15 protein-coding genes and 1 tRNA gene are annotated in these 19,456 nt (G+C 63.5%); 13 read left to right on the forward strand and 3 right to left on the reverse strand.

Annotated elements, in window-relative coordinates; translation table 11 throughout:
* Positions 1-6 precede the first annotated feature (6 nt).
* The 4 genes from PKE72_RS14885 to PKE72_RS14900 all read left to right on the forward strand — a co-directional run bounded on the left by PKE72_RS14885 (position 7) and on the right by PKE72_RS14900 (position 4,822).
* Positions 7-1,296 carry a dicarboxylate/amino acid:cation symporter gene (locus PKE72_RS14885; protein ID WP_271166156.1) on the forward strand — a complete coding sequence of 430 codons (1,290 nt, stop codon included), beginning with the start codon at positions 7-9 and terminating at the stop codon, positions 1,294-1,296.
* A gap of 56 nt (positions 1,297-1,352) precedes the next feature.
* A tRNA-Val gene (locus PKE72_RS14890) sits at positions 1,353-1,427 on the forward strand.
* Positions 1,428-1,777: 350 nt separating this feature from the next.
* Positions 1,778-4,039, forward strand: coding sequence for a TonB-dependent receptor (locus tag PKE72_RS14895; RefSeq protein WP_271166157.1), 2,262 nt, complete (start codon positions 1,778-1,780; stop codon positions 4,037-4,039).
* A gap of 75 nt (positions 4,040-4,114) precedes the next feature.
* Positions 4,115-4,822: a TetR/AcrR family transcriptional regulator gene (locus PKE72_RS14900; RefSeq protein WP_271166158.1), complete on the forward strand. Its 708-nt coding sequence runs from the start codon at positions 4,115-4,117 to the stop codon at positions 4,820-4,822.
* Here PKE72_RS14900 and PKE72_RS14905 read toward each other — a convergent pair.
* Positions 4,819-6,261 (reverse strand): coniferyl aldehyde dehydrogenase, encoded by a 1,443-nt coding sequence (locus PKE72_RS14905; protein ID WP_373878105.1) that lies wholly within the window; start codon positions 6,259-6,261, stop codon positions 4,819-4,821. The genes PKE72_RS14900 and PKE72_RS14905 overlap by 4 nt on opposite strands.
* 94 nt (positions 6,262-6,355) lie before the next feature.
* Between PKE72_RS14905 and PKE72_RS14910 the strand changes: the two genes are divergently transcribed.
* The 4 genes from PKE72_RS14910 to PKE72_RS14925 are packed head-to-tail and all read left to right on the forward strand — an operon-like array spanning position 6,356 to position 10,388.
* Positions 6,356-7,645 (forward strand): aminotransferase class III-fold pyridoxal phosphate-dependent enzyme, encoded by a 1,290-nt coding sequence (locus PKE72_RS14910; RefSeq protein WP_271166159.1) that lies wholly within the window; start codon positions 6,356-6,358, stop codon positions 7,643-7,645.
* 18 nt (positions 7,646-7,663) lie between these two features.
* A complete protein-coding gene (locus tag PKE72_RS14915) occupies positions 7,664-8,611 on the forward strand; it encodes a carbohydrate kinase family protein (protein WP_271166160.1) in 948 nt (315 codons plus the stop codon).
* Positions 8,608-9,255 carry a class II aldolase/adducin family protein gene (locus PKE72_RS14920; protein WP_271166161.1) on the forward strand — a complete coding sequence of 216 codons (648 nt, stop codon included), beginning with the start codon at positions 8,608-8,610 and terminating at the stop codon, positions 9,253-9,255. Before PKE72_RS14915 ends, PKE72_RS14920 begins: the two co-directional genes overlap by 4 nt.
* A 17-nt stretch (positions 9,256-9,272) precedes the next feature.
* Complete coding sequence (locus PKE72_RS14925; RefSeq protein ID WP_271166162.1) at positions 9,273-10,388, forward strand: MFS transporter; 1,116 nt, start codon at positions 9,273-9,275, stop codon at positions 10,386-10,388.
* Between the two features lie 63 nt (positions 10,389-10,451).
* Here the strand turns inward: PKE72_RS14925 and PKE72_RS14930 are convergent, their stop codons facing one another.
* The gene (locus PKE72_RS14930) at positions 10,452-11,045 is read right to left on the reverse strand and encodes a TetR/AcrR family transcriptional regulator (protein ID WP_271166163.1); all 594 of its coding nucleotides are present in this window, start codon (positions 11,043-11,045) and stop codon (positions 10,452-10,454) included.
* Between the two features lie 102 nt (positions 11,046-11,147).
* Here PKE72_RS14930 and PKE72_RS14935 point away from each other — a divergent pair, with 102 nt between their 5' ends.
* Genes PKE72_RS14935 through PKE72_RS14950 form a run of 4 tightly spaced genes read left to right on the forward strand, consistent with a single transcriptional unit; the run spans position 11,148 to position 14,969 of the window.
* Positions 11,148-11,930, forward strand: coding sequence for an SDR family NAD(P)-dependent oxidoreductase (locus PKE72_RS14935; protein WP_271166164.1), 783 nt, complete (start codon positions 11,148-11,150; stop codon positions 11,928-11,930).
* A gap of 41 nt (positions 11,931-11,971) precedes the next feature.
* Positions 11,972-13,063, forward strand: a complete 1,092-nt coding sequence (locus tag PKE72_RS14940; RefSeq protein WP_271166165.1) for an alkene reductase — start codon at positions 11,972-11,974, stop codon at positions 13,061-13,063.
* Between the two features lie 32 nt (positions 13,064-13,095).
* Positions 13,096-14,109 carry an NADP-dependent oxidoreductase gene (locus tag PKE72_RS14945; RefSeq protein ID WP_271166166.1) on the forward strand — a complete coding sequence of 338 codons (1,014 nt, stop codon included), beginning with the start codon at positions 13,096-13,098 and terminating at the stop codon, positions 14,107-14,109.
* On the forward strand, positions 14,106-14,969 hold the full coding sequence (locus PKE72_RS14950) for an alpha/beta fold hydrolase (RefSeq protein WP_271166167.1): 864 nt from the start codon (positions 14,106-14,108) through the stop codon (positions 14,967-14,969). Before PKE72_RS14945 ends, PKE72_RS14950 begins: the two co-directional genes overlap by 4 nt.
* A 33-nt stretch (positions 14,970-15,002) precedes the next feature.
* On the opposite strand, the gene PKE72_RS14955 is transcribed toward PKE72_RS14950, so the two are convergent.
* A complete protein-coding gene (locus PKE72_RS14955) occupies positions 15,003-15,875 on the reverse strand; it encodes a polysaccharide deacetylase family protein (protein ID WP_271166168.1) in 873 nt (290 codons plus the stop codon).
* 259 nt (positions 15,876-16,134) lie between these two features.
* Between PKE72_RS14955 and PKE72_RS14960 the strand changes: the two genes are divergently transcribed.
* Positions 16,135-19,425: a TonB-dependent receptor gene (locus PKE72_RS14960; RefSeq protein ID WP_271166169.1), complete on the forward strand. Its 3,291-nt coding sequence runs from the start codon at positions 16,135-16,137 to the stop codon at positions 19,423-19,425.
* Positions 19,426-19,456: the final 31 nt, after the last annotated feature.

The following is a 19,456-nucleotide window of genomic DNA, read 5'->3' on the forward strand; positions in this document are numbered from 1 at the left end:
CTTTCCATGTTCGCCCGTTTCTTCAAAATCCCCCTGTGGCAACGCACCTTCGCCGGCCTGGCTCTGGGCGTTATTGCGGGCCTGATTCTGCGCGAGCGGGCGGGGGTCTGGCTCCAACCGATCGGCGACGTCTATCTGAACCTGATCCGCATGGTGGTGGCGCCTCTGGTCTTGTTCACCATCGCCAGTTCGATAGCAAAGTTGGGGGAGGGAGCGGGGGCCGTGCGGCTGGGCGTGCGGACCATCATCTGGTTCGCCGTCACGTCCCTGTTAGCCGTATTGGTCGGTTTCGCCTTCGGCCATATCATTAATCCCGGCGTGGGTCTGTCGAACCTGCCTCTTGGCGAGGTCAAGGAGCGGGTGATCCCGACTCCGCTGGAGGTGCTGATCGGGGTGGTGCCAACCAATCCTTTCGCCGCCCTGGCCGAAGGCAAGGTGCTGCAGATCATCTTCTTCTCGGCCTTGGTAGGGATGGCTCTGGTCGCGCTGGGCGACCGGGCCCAGGGCGTGCGGCGGCTGGTGGACGAGGGGGCTGCAGTCATCTTCCGCATCACCCGCTGGGTGATCCAACTGACGCCCTTAGGCGTGTTCGGCCTTATTGGCTCGGTCGTCGGCGGCTATGGCTGGGAGGCGCTACTGCCCCTGCTGAAGTTCATCGGCGCCATCTATGCGGCCTGCCTGTTCCACATTCTGGTGGTCTATTCGGGGCTGCTGAAGGTGCACGGCCTGAAGGTCACCAGCTTCTTCCGCGGCGCCTTCGCCGCCCAGCAGACGGCCTTCGCCACCTCATCGTCGCTCGGGACTTTGCCGATCACCCTTCGCCAGACGGTTGAGCGGCTGGGCGTGCCCCAGGCCTATGCGGCCTTCGCCGTGCCCCTGGGCGCCAATGTGAAGATGGACGGGTGCGGGGCCATCTATCCGGCCATCGCCTCCATCTTCATCGCCCAGTACTTCCAGATCGATCTGACAGTGACGCAGTACATCCTGATCGGCCTGACGGCGGTGCTGGGGTCCTTGGGCACGGCCGGCGTGCCGGGCACCTCTATCGTCATGCTGACCCTGACCCTGTCCACCGCCGGTCTGCCGCTGGAAGGCATCGGCTATATCGTCGCCATCGACCGGATCATCGACATGATGCGCACCGCGACCAATGTCACCGGCCAAATGCTGGTCCCTGTGCTTGTGGCCAAGGAGGAAGGCATTCTGGACGAGGACATCTACAACGGTCACGTCGCCTGGCTGCCCGGCGATCCCGAGGCCGAGACGCCGGAAGCCGTGCAAGCCGCCGGAATCTGAAACGGACGCTTGCGCGGCGCGAACGACCGGGCTATGTCGCCGCCTCCGCAAGGCATGGATGCGTAGCTCAGCGGGAGAGCACCTCGTTCACACCGAGGGGGTCACAGGTTCAATCCCTGTCGCATCCACCATTCTTCTCCCCAAATTAGTCCATTGGTCGGCGCGTTAAACCTGCGGGCGGCCTGAAATCGCCTTTGACGCGCTTGTGACCACAGGCGCGAAGCGCGTCTGCCTATAGGCCCAGCCTTCACCAGCGGCGCCTATCAGCGCCAAGTCATGAATGCGCGCGCCGGCATCAATCGACAACCAGATCGCCGATCCGCAAGGAGGCTCGCCACAATCCGACACGTGGCTTGTGTGCGTCGAATCCGCTTCAGAGCCCAAAAAATAGTAGCGATGAATATAGAATAGTCTTGACTATCTTCTCCATGGTCACACGATTGTCGTGCAGCTTCGCAGGGCCAGTTTGGGGATCCTAGCCGTGAAGACCCACTTTCTGACAACCGTCTCTATCGTCTCCATGATCGCGGGAGGCGCCTTGGCTCAAACTGAGCCGCCGCTGAAAGACGACGCTCCGAGAGTGGACGACATTGTCGTCACGGCGCAGAAACGATCCGAACGGTTGCAGGACGTACCTGTGTCCATCAGCGTCCTGAACACTGAAGCTCTTGAGGCTCAGGGCGTCAACAACGTCCTCGCCCTGAACAATCTGGCGCCTGGACTGCGGGTTTCCAGCGGCGACGCCGCCGCCAGCCCCAAGATCTATATCCGGGGCGTGGGATTGAGCGACTTCAATCCCAATGCGTCGAGCGGCGTCGGCATCTATGTCGATGGGGTCTATATCGGCTCGCCCCTGGCGCAGATGTCGGGCTTCTACGACCTGGCTCAAGTCGAGGTTTTGCGCGGTCCCCAGGGCACGCTTTACGGCCGCAACACCAATGGCGGCGCGATAAACATCACGACCAACCGCCCGACGTTCGACTGGGCGGCAGACGTCCGGACCGAGTACGCCAGCGACAATGGGGTCAATCTGGAAGGCGGCTTCGGAGGGCCGTTAGTCGACGATGTTCTCGCCTTCAGACTGGCCGGCCAATATGTGTCCCGTGACGGCGACACGCATGATCGCGTCACCGGCGAGGATCTGAACGCCGTCGAATACTACGGCGGTCGCCTGTCGCTGCTCTACACGCCCAACAGCGACATCAGCGTCCTGACCCAGATCAATCATTTCGAGAACCACGGGGACGCCACCACGCCGCAACATCGCGCCCTGTTTCCGGCCACAGCCGAGGCGACGGGCGCCGACGGTCTGTGCGCGGCCGGCGTCTACTCAAGCGGCATGTGTACGGATCTATTGGGCTATGCCGACACGGACAATGACATCCGGGCCGGCGACTATGGTCCTGAAGCGGGCAAGGATAAGGTGCGGCTGAACGGCGCCTCCATCCAGTTGGACTGGACCCTGGGGGCCGTGGATCTGGTCGCCATCTCCGCCTATCAGAACGCCAAGCGCAACGCGTTCGAGAACACGGACGTCAGCCCGTTGCGGATGATCGAAATCAACTACAGGTCCGAGTCCGAAGCCTTCAGCCAGGAACTGCGCGTTCAAAGCAATGATCCCGCCGCCGATCTGAAATGGGTGCTGGGCGTCTATTTCATGGACGAGACGATCAAGGACAACTCGACCCAGGACGTGCTGCGCGACCTGCGCCCGCTGTTCATCACGCCCGACAATCCGCTGGGCCTAAGTCCCGAGAACAGCGTCGGCGTTTTCGGCTATCCGTACACCCAGAAGACCAAGAGCTACGCGCTGTTCGGTCAGGCCGACTACAAGTTCAGCGACAAGCTGACCGGCACTGCGGGCGTGCGATGGTCGTCGGATGATCGCGACTTCGATTATCGCAGCGAGATCGAATATGGGCTGGCCACTATCCTCACCTACCAGGCAAGCAAGAGCTTCTCGGCCTGGTCTGGTCGGCTGGGGCTGCGTTATGAGCTGAGCGACGAGGCCAACCTCTACGCCACCTATAATCGCGGCTTTAAGAGCGGCGGCTTCTTCGGCGGCCTGGCCACGACGGTGGAACAGCTCGAACCCTACGACAATGAACAGCTCGACGCCTACGAAGTCGGCTTCAAGGGCCAGTTCTGGAATCGGCGAGCGCGGCTGAACACGTCCGCCTTCTTCTATGACTACAAGGACCAGCAGGTTTTCGCCCAGGTGCTGCGCAACGGGCTGACGGTTCAGGTGCTGGACAACGCCGGGAACTCGACGATCTACGGAGCGGAAATCGAGGCTAGCCTGATCCCGATCGACAACCTCGATTTGTCGGCCGGCGTGTCGCTGCTTCACGCCAAATATGATGAGTTCGTCTCGGAGGGCGAGGACTATGGCGGGAACTGGCTGCCCCAGTCGCCCAAGGTCACCTTCAACGCCTCCGCCACCTATACGTGGCCGCTGGCCTCAGGCGACGAGGTGATGGTCAATCTGAACACCACCTATTCGTCCAAGGTCTATTTCGACAACTCCAACCGTGAGCGGCTGTCGCAGGACGGCGTGTGGAACACCGGGGGCCAGATCAGCTGGCGCGCCGACGCAACGGGACTGGAAGCCGGAGTCTTCGCCCGGAACGTCTTCGATGAGGACTGGGTGGTCAGCATGTCGCCGATCGATAGCCTGGGGTTTGATCAGGTGATCTACAATCAGCCTCGCAGCCTGGGCGTCTTCTTGAAATACAAATACTGACCGTCCGAGCCGCAGGCATGGCCATTGTAGCCCATCCGGTTTAGTGCAGCAGACTCATCGGACCTGCGAAAACCCATGGCGAAGCGTAACAAGGAGGCGGACAAGAGCGTCGGCGCGGTCGAGGTGTCGCTCGACACCAAGGTCAAGCCGTCTCAAGCCCGCTCTCAGCACACCTTCGAAATGATCCTCGCCGTCGCCGGGGATCTGCTGGCGGAAGTCGGTTTTGAGCGGTTGTCGACGAACCTGGTGTGCCAGAGGGCCGGCCTGACGCCGCCGGCCCTCTATCGCTATTTCCCCAACAAGTACGCCATTCTCGGCGAACTGGGGCGACGGCTGATGGAGGCTCAGGATCAGGCGGTGTTCGACTGGATCGAGGGGGGCGGGCTCGAGGCGGACACCATCGAGGAGGCGATTGATCAGAACCGGCGTATTCAGGAAACGGTCAATCAGATCACGCGCGACATGCCCGGCGGCGTCTGGATATTACGCGCGATGCGCGCGGTGCCGCTGCTACAGGACATCCGGATCGCTTCGCGCGACAAGGTGGCGCGCCATACGGCCGAACGCCTGCTGGAACAGCATCCGCAGTCAAGCACGGAGGAGGTCTATGCGGCGACGCGGATCACCACGGAGCTGATGTTCGCCGCGACGGAAATGGTGCTCGAGGAACCTGACGTCGATGAGGCTTTGGTGACCCGGGAAGTGTGCAGCATGGTCTGCCTCTATTACTCCCGATTTGTAGGCGGCAAGGCGGCGCCTTCCTCCGAAGGTGCGCCGGCTTAACGGCGTATCCGCCCAGCAAGATATTTTCGGATCGCAGGACCGAACGGCGGGCGAAGATCACGCAGCGGGCCGAGTTCGACCGGAACCTGTTCAAAGATCGAACGGCGATGGCTGAACTCCAGAAAGCCGTCGCGCCCCTGATAGGCGCCGAATCCGGACGGCCCGACCCCGCCGAACGGCAGGCCTTCCTGGGCGACGTGGAAGATGACGTCATTGATCGTCACACCGCCGCTGCGCGTGTGGGACAGGACGAAATCCCTTTCGCGTCGATCCGAGCCGAACCAGTAGACGGCGAGGGGCGCGTCACGAGCGTTGACGTGTGCCACGGCGTTCTCGATCTGGTCGTAGGCGACGACCGGCAAAATCGGGCCGAAAATCTCCTCCTGCATCACCGCCATCTCGGGCGTCGCGTCCAGGATCAGGGTCGGCGGGAACTGGCGGGTCTCCGGCCTGGCGGGCGGCTGTCCCTCAGGGCGGAGTTCCAGGATGCGCGCCCCTTTGGCGCGCGCGTCTTCGACATAGGCCGCAAGCCGACTGAAACTGCGCGCGTCTATGATGGAGGCGTAGTCCGGACTGTCCGTCAGTTTGGGGAACATGGCCGCAACCGCCTGGGACGCCGCGTCGGCGAAGGCGTCCACCCGATCCGCCGGAACTAACGCATAGTCTGGAGCGAGGCAGATCTGACCGGCGTTCAATGTTTTGCCGTTCATAATCCGTGCAGCGGCCACGCCTAGGTCGGCGCCGCTCGAGACGATGGCGGGGCATTTGCCGCCCAGCTCCAGCGTGACCGGCGTCAGGGTCTTGGCGGCGGCCGCCAGCACCATCCGACCGACGCGGGCGCCGCCGGTGAACACCAGATGGTCGAACGCCTGCGCGGCGAACGCCTGACCGACGTCCGAGCCGCCGGTGACGACGACGACTTCATCGGGGGCGAAGGCGGCCTCGATCAGGGTTTTCAAAAGGGCGGACGTTCGCGGGGTCAGCTCGGACGGCTTGATCATCGCGCGATTGCCTGCCGCCAGAATGCCGGCGAGGGGACCGAAGACCAGGAATACGGGGAAATTCCACGGCGCGATCAATCCGACGACGCCCTTGGGCTGCGCCTCGATCCGCGCCCGGGCGCCGAACAGACCCAGCAGGGCGGGCGTGGTCGAGACCCGTTCTGGCCGCATCCAGCGGCGGACATGGGCGCGTGCATGTTTCAGCGCGCCGATGGAGGCGGCGATGTCGGTCAGTCGGGAGGCTTCTCTCGCCCGTGTCCCAAAATCCTCGGCCATGGCGTCGATCAATGCGTCCTGATGATCGACCAGTAGGCCGATGCAACGGTCCAGACGGTCGATACGGACGGAAGCGTCAGGCAGACCCTCGCTCGACGTTTTGGCCTTCATGGCTTGGAGGATGGAAGCAAGTTCCTGTTCGAGCGTGTCCATGGGCTCCATTCCGAAAATATGCGCGTCTGTTCAATAGCTGTCTTGACGGTGATCCGGCGCGCCGTAAAGGTAGTTAAGACTACTTTTATGCACGGGGCATGGCATGACTTGGACCAATACGTCGGACCGGGCGCTACGTGCGCGTGCGGAAGCCGTGATTCCAGGCGGGATGTATGGGCACCAGTCGGTGATGCTCTTGCCGGACGACTATCCCCAGTTCTTCTCGAGAGGCTCGGGCCCCTACCTCTGGGACGCCGACGGCAATCGCTACATTGATTACCTTTGCGGCTACGGCCCCAGCCTTTTCGGCTATGGCGTAGAGGCGATCGACCAGGCCTATGTGCGCCGGATGTCCCAAGGCGACACCCTGACCGGCCCTGCTGAGGTGATGGTTGAGTTGGCCGAGGCCTTCACCGCCCAAGTGACTCACGCGGACTGGGCGATGTTCTGCAAGAACGGCACCGACGCCACCACCATGGCCCTGATGGTGGCGCGCAATCATACCCAGAAGAAGACCATCGTCCGGGCGCGCGGCGCCTATCACGGCGCGGCGCCCTGGTGCACGCCGCTGTCGCTCGGCGTTACGACCGAGGATCGCGCCAATCAGATCTTCTACGACTATAATGACGTCGAAAGCCTGGAGGCGGCGGTGGCCGCCGCCGGTTCCGATCTGGCCGCCATATTCGCCTCGCCGATCAAGCACGACACCTTCGTCGATCAGGAGCGGCCGACGACCGCCTACGCCACGCGAGCGCGTGAGTTATGTGATGAGCATGGCGCCTTGCTGATCGTCGATGACGTCCGTGCAGGGTTCAGACTGGCGCGGGACTGCAGTTGGTCGCTGGTCGGGGTTCAGCCGGATCTATCGACCTGGGGCAAGGCCATCGCCAACGGCCACCCCATTTCGGCGCTTCTGGGGTCGGAGAAGGCGCGGGGCGCAGCGGCCTTCGTCTATGTCACGGGCTCCTACTGGTTCTCGGCGGCCCCGATGGCGGCGGCGCTGGAGACCCTCAAGCACATTCGTGAGACCGATTATCTCGAGACAAACCTGGCCCTGGGCAAGCGGCTGCGGTCTGGACTGGACGAAGCGGCAGGGCGGCACGGTTTCGCGCTTCGCCAGACCGGGCCTGAAGAGCTGCCTTTGATCATGTTCGAAGAGGATGCCGACATGGCCAAAGGCTATTTCTGGTGCAACGCCCTGATCCGGCGCGGCGTCTACTTCCACCCCTGGCACAACATGTTCTTCTCGGCCGCAATGACCGAGGCCGATATCGATTTCACGCTGGAGGTTGCGGACGAGAGCTTCAAGCTTCTCAAGGCGGCCGGTCCCTTGGAGCCGGTGGCCAAACTGCAGATGGCCCACCACGCCATCCACTCGATTCAGCCACTCTGAGCGAAGGGGCGTGTGACCATGTCGAGCGGCTTGATATGTCTGGGACTGACGACCCTCGATGTGGTGGCTCTGCCCATCGACGCCCTGCCGGCGGATGAGGGGACCATCCTGGTCGAACGCATCGTCGTGGCGCCCGCCGGAACGGCGGGAGGGACGGCGTTGATCGCCTCCGTTCTGGGGGTGCCTACACGCCTGGCGTCGGCGGTCGGCGGAGATCTGGCGGGCAGGGTGGTGCGTTTGGGGCTGGAAGAGCGGGGCGTCGATCTGTCCCTGTTGGAAACCCTGCCTGACCTTCCGACCTCGACCACGGTGCTGGCCGTGAACTCACGGGGGGAACGTCCCAATTTCCACGCCATGGGGGCCGGGCTCTTCGCCGGGGTCTCGGCGGCGACGTCCGCTGCTGCGGGCGACACGCGCTTTCTGCATTACGCCGGGGTCGGCGGCCCGCTGCTTGACGGCGGATCGGGGGCGCAACTGGTCGCGTCGGCGCGCGCGAGCGGCGCCGTCGTCACGTGTGACCTGATCGCGCCCCAACCGACCGCCATGGAGGAGTTGCGGCTTCTTCTGCCGGCGGTGGACTATTTCCTGCCAAGCGCCACCGAGGCCGTTATGCTGTCAGGCTGTGAGGATCTGGTGGATGCGGCGCGGTTCTTTGTGGACTGCGGGGCGGGGGGCTGCATCATCAAGGCTGGCGCGCTGGGCGCCGTCGCCTGTCTTGACCGCGAGATAATCGTCGTGCCGGCCTATGATATTCGTCCGTTGGACACCACCAGCTGCGGCGACGCCTTCTGCGCAGGCTTTATCGCCGGTCTCGACCGAGGTCTCTCTGCGCTGGACGCCTGTCGTTTCGCCAGCGCCACGGCCGCTCTTGTGGCCCAAGGGGCCGGCACGCTGGGTGTTCTGACGACGGCGGACGATGTTACGGCCGCGATGAGCAATCTGTCGCCGAGGGCCGTGAGCGAATGACCCATCCCGATGAGGCGGAACTGAGGGCCGGCATCGTCGCCGTCATGCAGGCGATGGACACCCGCGGTCTGAACCGCGGAACATCCGGCAATGTCTCGGCGCGGCTGGGCGATGCGATGCTGGTGACGCCCAGCGGCGTGCCGCCCTTGCGCATGACCGCCGACATGATCGTGCGAGTGGACGCCGACGGCACGGTTGGGGCCGGAGCGCTCAAGCCGTCCAGCGAGTGGCGGATGCACCAGCGGCTGTTGCAGCGGCGGCCGGACGCGTCCGCCGTCGTCCACTGCCATTCACGCCACGCCACCATTCTGGCCTGCGCGGGCACGCCCATACCGCCCCTGCACTATATGGTCGCGGTCGGAGGCGGCGGCTCCATTCCGGTCGCGCCCTACGCCACCTTCGGGTCGGAGGCGCTGGCGGACGCCGTCGTCGAGACCCTGGGCGGGCAGTATGCGGCGCTGATGGCGAACCACGGCCAGGTGGTCGTCGCCCCCGGTCTCGACCTCGCGCTGCTGATCGCTGAAGAAGTGGAGGAGCAGGCCGCCGTCTTCTGGGGGACTGCGGCCCTGGGCGGCGCAAAACTGCTGGATGAAACGGAAATGGCGCGCATCCTTCAGGCTTTTAGAAAGTACGGCCAGCAATGACGCCGCCGGCCGCCAGTATGCAAACCTCCCCACGCGCGACGGCAGCCAGCCTGACCGTCGGCATTGTCGCCCTTTTGATCGCGGGCCTTCAGCCGCTGGTCCTTGGCGGTCTTCTGCGTGAAGCTCGCCTGACCGAAGCGGAAATCGGCCTGACGGCGATGGTCGAGCTGCTGACGCTCGGGTTGACCTGCGGCGTTGCGGCGGCCCGACTGAAGCCTGAACACATTCGTCTTCGTCTGATTCTCGCCGCCCTGGCCCACGCCGGGGTCACCCTGGCTGGCGTCGGCGCGACCGGCTTGTGGATCATCGCCGATCGCGCGGCCGCGGGCGTATTCGAAGGACTGATGCTGTGGGGCACGATCAATATGATCGTTCGCGCCCACAATCCCGAACGCGTGGCCGGTGTTTTCGCCACGACGCAGACCCTGGGCCAACTCGTCGCCGCCTCAGGCCTGGCCCTCTTCATCGTGCCTCAGTTCGGCGTCAACGGCGCGCTCATAGCCCTGACCGGCCTGTCGGTCCTTGCGGCGCTGGTCGCCGGCGTCGGGCCGAGCCGATATGATCGTCTGCCGTCGTCGTCCGGCGGGAAAGGACCGATCAACGCCGCCGCAGTCGCCGGGCTGGTCTCCATCTTCCTGTTCATGGCCTTCATCGTAGCCACATGGGTCTATCTGGAACCTTTGGCGGCCCGTTCCGGTCTGACTCCCCAGGCGGCCGGCCTGACCATATCGATCGCCTTGGGCGCTCAGGTGGCGGGCGGGGCGGCCGCAACGGCCCTGGGCGGACGGTGGCGAAGCCTGCCTGTGCTGCTGGGTGTCGTCGTGATCTACGCCGCCGTGCTGCTTGTGCTGGCCAGTCGGCCGTCGCCCCTTGTCTTCATGACCGCCATGGCCGTGTTCGGGTTCCTCTGGATGTTCGCCCTGCCGATCCAGACGCAGAGGATGATCGAAATCGATCCCACACGGCGCGCCGCGCTTCAGGTTGGGGCGGCGCAATTGCTGGGCTCCGCTTTCGGCCCGCTGTGTGCGGCGCTGCTCGTGCAGGATACAGGCTCGGCGCAAGCCCTGATCCTCGGCGGAGCCTTTTTAGGCCTCTCCGCGAGCCTCTTGCTCGTCAGTGCGAGAAAGATTTGATCCGCAGCGACCGTGGCGACGAGACTTCGGTATAGGAGCGTCCGCAGCCGCCGGCGGCTCGATCTAGGCTTCAGAAGGCGCCAAGGCTGTGTCGCCATCAGTCTGCGGCTCTGTCGTCCGGTTGCTGATCCAATCGCGCGTCTCCTTCAGGATCTCATCAGATAGGGCCGGGTCATCAGTAGTGCGCGCCAACACAATGGCGCCGACCAGCGCCGCCCAGGCGCCGATCGCGGCCCGTCGGGCGTGGCAGGACTCTGTCTGGGCGACCGCAGAGGTGATGCGGTCGATCTGGGCGTTAAACCCGGCAGTCATGGCGACACGCGCCGCCGGCGTCTGACGTCGCACGTCGGCGACCAGGGCGGCCGTGGGGCATCCCTTGGCGATGCTGTCGCGGTGTAAGGGCGATAGATAGGCGTCGAGAAAGGTCGTCAGATCATCCGGCCCTTGGGCCCCTGCGGCGAATATGTGGGCGATCGTCTTGGCGATCAGATCGTCCTTGGACTCGAAGTGGCCGTAGAAACCGCCGTGCGTCAGGCCGGCGGCCTTCATGACCTCGGCCACGCTGACGGCGTCGAAGCCTTTTTCACGGAACAGGCTGCCGGCCGCGTCCAGGATCCGCGTCCGGTTGGCCTGCATCTGTTCGCGCGTCACTCTCATTTCAAAACTCCTACATGCCTGTTGACTTATACATGACGGGTATCATATTCCGCAACTCAGATGATAATCGTCATAAATAACGACCAGCAAGGAGTTGCAGCAATGTCCGACCAACCGACCGTCTTGATAACCGGAGCCTCCAGCGGCATCGGCGCCGCCTATGCAGACCGCTTCGCGCGCCGAGGCCAAGACCTGGTGCTTGTGGCTCGTGACGAAGTTCGCATGGAAGCTCTGGCGTCCAAACTTCGCGCCCAAACCGGCGTTTCCATCGACGTCGTGAAGGCGGATCTGACCCAGGCTGCGGACCTTGCAGCCGTTTCCAAACGTGTGCGCGAAGACGACCGCATCGGCGTCCTGATCAACAATGCCGGCGCCGGCCTCAGCGGTGTGTTCGTAGAGCAATCCAGCATCGCGCAGCAAAACCTTGTAGCCCTGAACGTTGCAGCGGTCCTTGAACTCGCCAACGCTATCGCGCCCCGTCTGGTCCAAGCTGGAAGCGGAGCCATCGTCAACATCGGCTCCGTCGTGGGTCTCGCGCCTGAGTTTGGCTTGACCACCTATGGCGCGACCAAGGCGTTCGTTCTCTTCCTTTCGCAAGGCCTAGCCTTCGAGCTGGGCCCCAAGGGGGTCTATGTTCAGGCCGTCCTGCCGTCTGGCACCCGAACCGAAATCTGGGACCGGTCGGGCGCCGACCCCGCAAACCTGCCGTCGCTGATGGAGGTCGCGGATCTAGTGGACGCCGCCATGGTCGGCTTCGACCGTCGCGAGCCCGTCACCATTCCACCGCTTCAGGACGCCGGCCTGTGGGAGGCGTTCCAGGGCGCCCGACAAGTGATGCTGCCTGGATTCGCCACGACAGTCCCGGCGGACCGCTACCGCGGTTGATCCCGACACGGCGTCCACTGTTCCAGACTGCGAGACACCCCATGACGACCACCGCACTATTCTCTTCCTACGACCTCGGCCCCGTTACACTCTCTAACCGCATCGTCATGGCGCCCTTGACGCGCAATCGGGCGGGGCCGGGCTTCGTGCCCGGCGACCTCGCCGTGGAATACTATCGGCAGCGCGCCACGGCGGGTCTGATCATCGCCGAGGCGACGCAGATCTCTCAACAAGGGCAGGGGTATCAGGACACGCCCGGCATCTATGACGCAGCCCAGGTCGAAGGCTGGCGCAAGGTGACCCAGGCCGTCCATAATGAAGGCGGCCGCATCGTCCTGCAGCTCTGGCACGTGGGTCGCATCTCGCACGTCGATCTGCAACCCGGCGGGACGGCCCCGGTCGCCCCGTCCGCGATCAGAGCAGAGACAAAGACGTTTGTGAACAACGGCTTTGCCGATGTGTCCGAGCCGCGCGCGCTTGAGCTGGAAGAACTTCCGGGCATTGTGGAAGATTTCAGACGGGCCGCCGCGAACGCCATCTCGGCTGGGTTCGACGGCGTCGAGATCCATGGCGCCAACGGCTATCTGCTTGATCAGTTCGCCAAGGACGGCGCCAATGTCCGCACCGACGCTTACGGCGGATCGGTTGAGAACCGCGCACGCCTTATGCTGGAAGTCGCCGCTGCGGTCGCCGACGAGATTGGAGCCGACCGTACCGGCATCCGGCTCTCGCCCGCCTCTCCTGCCAACGCCATATCGTCCAGTGACCCTCAGGCCCAGTTCGACTATATCGTCGATCAGCTGAACGGGCTCGGACTTGTCTATATCCACGTGGTGGAAGGCGCGACCGGCGGCCCACGCGATAACGCCGACTTCGACTACGGATCGCTGCGCCGCCGGTTCCAGAACACCTACATCGCCAACAACGGCTACGACCGTGATTTGGCCGAGGCGCGGCTCAGCACGGGCGAGGCTGATCTGTTCGCCTTTGGTCGGCCCTTCATCTCGAACCCTGACCTTGTGGAACGGCTGAAAAGCGGCGCCGCCTTGGCGGATATCAATCCGGCGACCCTCTATGGCGGCGGCGCTGAGGGCTACACCGACTATCCCCGGTTCGACGCCCCTCGCGCCTGACCGACCGCTGAGCTGCGCGAAGGAATGTCCAAATGAAAGCCTACATCCTCGACCGCTACGCCAAGAAGAGCGCTCTGCGTCTCGGCGAACGTCCTGACCCGGCGCTACGCGACAACGATGTGCTGATAGAAGTCCACGCCGCTGGGCTGAACCTGCTCGACGCCAAGGTCCGCGACGGCGAATTCAAGCCCATATTGCCGTATCGTCCGCCCTTCGTGCTGGGCCACGACGTGGCGGGCAAGGTCGTGCGCGTCGGCCCGAATGCGCGTCGATTCAAGGTCGGCGACGCCGTCTATGGCCGGCCGCGAGACGGCCGGATCGGAACCTTCGCCGAGCTCATCGCGGTCGATGAAGCGGATATCGCGCCGAAGCCCGGCAACCTGACCATGGAGGAAGCGGCCTCCATGCCCTTGGTCGCTTTGACCGCTTGGCAGGTGCTGGTGGATCGCGCCAACCTGAGCCACGGTCAGAAGGTCCTGATCCACGCCGGTTCCGGCGGGGTGGGCACGGTCGCCATCCAGTTGGCCAAACACCTCGGCGCCACGGTGGCCACGACGACCAGCGCCGCCAACGCCGATCTGGTCCGCAGCCTAGGGGCCGATGTGGTTATCGACTACAAGAGCCAGGACTTCGCTGCGCTTTTGACGGACTACGACGTGGTGTTGAACAGCCTCGACGGCGAGGCGCTCGAGCGTTCGCTCGAGGTGCTGAAGCCCGACGGCAAGCTAATCTCGATCTCCGGGCCGCCCGATCCGGCCTTCGCCAAGGCCCAAGGCCTCAACCCGGTCCTTCGACTGGTGTTGCGCCTGATCAGCCGCAAGATCCGGCACGAGGCGGCGGCGAAGGACATCGAATATTCCTTCCTGTTCATGCGCGCAGGCGGCGAACAGCTGGGTCGGATCACCGCCTTGATCGAGGCGGGCGACATCCGCCCCGTGCTGGATCGCATTTTCGCCTTCGCCGATCTCAACGCCGCCTTCGCCTATATCGAAACCGGCCGCGCCAGGGGCAAGGTCGTCGTCACCGTCAAGGCGGATGAGCAATGAGCGTCGCCCCCTTGACCGCCGCGTCTGCAGACACCTGGAGCACCACCCCCAACCGGATGGTCGATGCGGCGGGAACAGGTTTCGCCTACCGTCGGCTGGGATCAGGCGACGGCCTTCCGCTAGTGATGCTGAATCACTGGGGGGCGACGCTGGATAATTTCGATCCGCGCATCTTGGACGGCCTGGCGACGAACCGCACCGTCTTCGCCCTCGACTATCGGGGCGTCGGCGCTTCTGGCGGACAGGCGCCCCTGACGGTGGCCGAGATGGCCGCCGACATGCTGGCTGCCGTCAGTGCGCTGGGCCTGACCCGGATCGATCTCATGGGCTTCTCGCTCGGCGGGTTCGTGGCCCTGGACATGCTTCGCCAGGCCCCCGATCTAGTGCGCAAAGTCGTCCTCACCGGCACCGGCCCGGCCGGTGGAAAGGGCATCAACAAGGTCGGGGCGGTGTCCACCCCTCTGATCATCAAGGGCATGCTGACCCTGAAGGATCCGAAGACCTATCTGTTCTTCACCTCGAGCCAAACCGGCCGTAGCGCAGCCAAGGCGTTTCTCGAAAGGCTTAAGGAACGCCGCAGCGACAAGGACAAGCCCATCACCATCGCCGCCTTCCGTCGCCAGCTGAAGGCCATCGAGGCTTGGGGAAACCTGCCGGCGCAGGATCTTGCCGCCATCCGGCAGCCCGTGCTCGTCGCTAACGGCGATCAAGACATAATGGTGCCCAGCGGCAACTCGATCGAGCTGGCGCACCGCCTGCCGAACGCCGAACTGGTCCTCTACCCAGACGCAGGCCACGGCGGCATCTTCCAGTACCACGAGGCCTTCGTGCCTAAGGCGCTGAAGTTTCTCGATAGTTGAAGACGACGCTTCGCGCAGGAGCCGATGCCGCCATCAAGGATTCTCAGACCCTGCGGTCGCAGCGTCGCTCCAATCGAAAGCCTGTTGGAGGGTGGTGGTCCAGATCGTGTCGCGATGCGACACGAGCCAGGCCAGCAGCTCCGCATGCGCGGCTTCGCTGACGGCGAGATGATCGCCTCCGACGCCATGGAATAGAAAGACCGCCATTCCACCGCCCGCGCGGGCTTCCTCGGCGAAGGCGATCAGGTCTTGGGCGGTGGCGTCTTCCGCAAAGCCGCGGGCCGGCACATGCATCCGATCCAAGCTGGCGATATCGCGGCGAAGATCTTCCGCGCTTGCCGACACGCCGCGTGCGTAGGTGGCCAGCCCGGATCGACGGAGGGGCTCGATATAGTCCTGTCCTCCGGCCAACGTCTGACCACAGGTCATGGCGTAACCATGGCGTTTCCTGCCGTCGAGCGCCGCCAGCAGGGTATTTGCCTGGGCGATCTCTTCGAGCAGACTTTGGGGCGTATGGGCCTCAAGGGTATTGCGCGGACTCGCCGAGAAGGTCGCTGAAAGGCAAGGGTGGAACAGGGTGTGATTGGCCAGTTCATGTCCTTCCGCAGCCACCGCGCGCCAGGCCTCCACAGCCTCAGGCTTGAGATTGCTCAAGAAGAAGACGCCAGAAAGGCCTGCTGCGTTAAGCGCCGGTACGGCTGTACTCAGCTGAGAGGGCAGGGCGTCATCATATGTCAGAACCACGACCGTCTTGGCTCCTAGCGGACGCGCAAAGGAAGCGGTCGAAGCGAATGCCGCAACTGCGACCGTCATAACGGCCAGAATGCGCGCGACCAAAGCCATGTTCAGACCTCCTTCGAACCGCCCGTGCGGCTGCCTAGACCTTGATGCCGCCTGCCGCAGCAAAGGCGCAAGATCATGTCACCAAGGAATAGAAAAAAAGATTTCATTTAAGGCTGGCGTTTTCGAAATGTCTCGAGCTAATGTCGGGTGTGCAATCCCGCAGTTAGACGGGAGGGGCTGCGAGAGCGCTTGTTAATGCTTGATCGCACCCCGGGTTTGGAAACAGAGGTCGATCGCGGAGCGGTTCGGCCCGGCAGGGGGCGCGCTTAGGCGCGATGGCTGAACAATGACTAATTCGCGTTCTTCACGGGCTGCGGCTCTGATGGCGGGCACCTCGGCGATCGCCGTCGGCTTCGTCCTTACCTTGGGCGCTCCGACGACCGCCTTCGCCCAGAGCGAAGCCGCCGCCGCCCAAACCGATGACGCGACCGTCGTCGATGAGGTCGTGGTCACTGGCATTCGCGGGGCTCTGCGCTCGGCCCAGCGGATCAAGCGAGATGCCGACACCGTGGTCGATTCCATCACCGCCACAGATATTGGTTCTTTCCCGGACAAGTCCGTGGCGGAAGCCCTGCAGCGGGTGGCTGGGGTTACCGTCAACCGCTACGCCGCAACGTCTGACACCACCCACTTTTCCAACGAGCCCTCCGGCGTGCTCGTGCGGGGCCTTTCGCAGGTGCGTTCCGAGTTCAATGGCCGCGACACCTTCAGCGCAAATTCGTCACGAGGCCTGAGCTGGGGTGACGTGTCGCCGGAGCTAATGTCGGGCGTGGACACCTACAAGAACCAGACCGCCGAGTTGATCGAGGGCGGCATCGCGGGCTCCATCAACCTACGTACCCGCCTGCCGTTCGACTCGACCGGCCGCGTCGCCGCTCTGACCTTGACGGGCAATTATGGAGATCTGGCCGACAAGATAACACCGGAAGTCTCGGCCATCTTCAGCGACCGGTTCGATACGTCGATCGGCGAGTTCGGCGTCATGGCCAATCTGGCCTACTCGGAGCTGAGCAGTGTTTCCGAAAGCGCCCAATACGGCCGGATGGGCGTGTTCGAAGACGTAGCAGCCCTCGGCGGCGGCACGAAATATATCCCCTCCTGGTATCGACTGGGCAATACGGAGTTCGATCGGACGCGCGAGGGCATTGCCGCAGCCGTCCAGTATCGTGACACCGCCGGCAACTTCGAAGCGTCGCTCCAGTACAATCGCTCGACCTATGAGAATGTTTGGCACGAGCAGTCGATCAAGGGCAGCGCCTTTAACTTGTTTGCGCGTCCCAGCGACTATGTGATCAACGACGGCAGCTTCGGCACGACCCTGGCGATTGCGCCCGGCTCGACCTTGACCTTCGATGACGAGGGCAACTTCGAAACGGGCGTGTTGAACAGCCCTCTCGGATGGGTTGGCCTTGATAACGCCGCGTCTGGCGCCGGCATTGGCGTGACGTCCGACGGCACGCCGATCATCAATGCCTGCTACAGCTGGGCGGGTTGCTCCCCGGAGGCGAGAGGCGGCGAGGTGGAGTCCTCCACGCGCTACAACCGTAACGAACAGATGACAGAAGATCTGTCTCTAAACATGAAGTGGCGGGTAAGCGACAGTCTGAGGTTCTCTGCGGACGTCCAGTATGTGAACGCCACCGTGACCAACCTCGATCAGGACGTGAGCCAAGTCGCCTACGCCAATATTGGGATCGACGCGACGGGCGAGCACCCGACGATGACGTTTACACCGGGGACGAATAACAACTACGCCGCCGGCTTCCTGTCGAACCCCAATGCTTGGCGCTTCAACAATATCAACGATCACACCGAAGACAGCGAAGGCAACCAGCTCGCGGTACGCGGTGATCTGGAGTATGCTTTCCAGGGCGGAGGCTGGCTCGATAGCCTTAAGGCTGGCGTCCGATATGCGGATCGAGAACAGACGGTTCGCTGGAGCACCTACAACTGGGGCGGCGTCGCCAATGCCTGGGGCTGCGACGGCTTCGACGCCACCAGCACAGCCAGCGCTTGGTACAATGTGGATCGGACGACCGGCGGCGCCAGCGTGAACGGCGACTGCAACGCATCGACTCCGAACACGACCTTTGCGGGTTGGAGCGCCGGGCTTGCGTCGGTGCAGGAGATGCCCGGCGTGTTCGGCGGCGGCTTGGTGTCTGGCGGCCCTTACTCCTTCACGAGCTGGAGTTTCCTGGAAGATCACGAAGCCTTCTCGGACGCCTTCGCCTACGAAAGCGTGGGTGTCGGCTCTTCGCGGTGGACCCCGATCTGCCGTCGGGCAGGCGAGGTCGACGGCTGCTACCTTCCGCAGGAAATTTCCCAGATTCAGGAAGAGACGGCAGCCGTCTACGCAATGCTCAAGTTCGGCGGGCCGGAAACAAGAATAGGCGGCTATAGAATCTCCGGCAACATCGGCGCGCGCTATGTTGAAACCAAGGACACAAGCGACGGTTACCTCACGCATGCTGATCTGCTGCGTTCCACGTCTCTGGATTGCCGGCCCAACTCTCCGCCCCCGGGGTCGACCACGCCGGTCGTGCCGCAAACAATCGGCTGCTACGTCAGTGCGGACGACATCGCCTTCTCCGACGGCCTGGCGGAGCAGCGCACCGCTGAAGCCAAGCACAAGAACTTCTTGCCGAGCTTCAATCTGCGGGTGGATCTGAACGACACTTGGCTGATGCGTTTCGCCGCGTCGCGCGCGATGTCGCGGCCCGACATCGGCTATTTGAAGAACTATCTTCAGCTCGCCGTAAACCTGCCGAGCACGTCTGATCCGACCGATGAGCGCTGGGTGAGGGACTCCTCCGGCACGATTGTTGGCGTAACGCCGCGCTATACGGCTGACGCCTACAATCCCTACCTGAAGCCGATCACCGCTGATCAGTTCGACTTGACGCTCGAGAACTACTTCTCTGACGTCGGCAGCTTCTCGCTGGCCATCTTCTACAAGAAGTTCAACGACTACATTCAGTATGGCTCTTACAACCAGACCATCACCGCCAACGGGGTCACCCGCGATGTGCTGGTCAGAGGACCCGTCAATGGAGACGGCGCCTCGCTCCATGGGGCGGAACTAGCGTTCCAAACCTTCTTCAAGTCTCTGCCTGAGCCGTTCCAAGGTCTCGGCGTACAGGCTAACTTCACCTATGTCGAAAACTCCGGCATTTCGAACTCGAACCTCACCAATGTCTCGAGCAGCGGCAATCCTAATACGAGCGGGAATGGGGTGAACCAGGCCGAAGACAGTATCTCGACGGACAAGCTGGAAGGTCTGTCGAAGTACAGCTTCAACCTTGTAGGCCTGTACGAGAACGGGCCTTGGGCCGGACGTCTCGCCTACAACTGGCGCTCAGAGTTCTTGCTCTCAGCGATCGACTGCTGCATCGGCTTGCCGATCTGGCAGGAGGAAGCGGGTTATCTGGATGCGTCCGTGCGGTACAAGATCAACGATCACGCCGAACTCAACCTCCAGGCATCCAATCTTCTGGACACCGAGTCTGTGCTCAAGCAACAGGTGACCGACGCCGAGGAGGGCGGGCTGCTCAAGGACTACTCCTGGAACCGTACCGATCGCCGGTTCATGGTCACCCTGCGCCTGCGCTATTGATCGACATCGACGCGCCCCGCCTGGGCGGGGC

Source organism: Brevundimonas intermedia, assembly GCF_027922165.1.
GTDB classification, from domain to species: Bacteria; Pseudomonadota; Alphaproteobacteria; order Caulobacterales; family Caulobacteraceae; genus Brevundimonas; species Brevundimonas intermedia.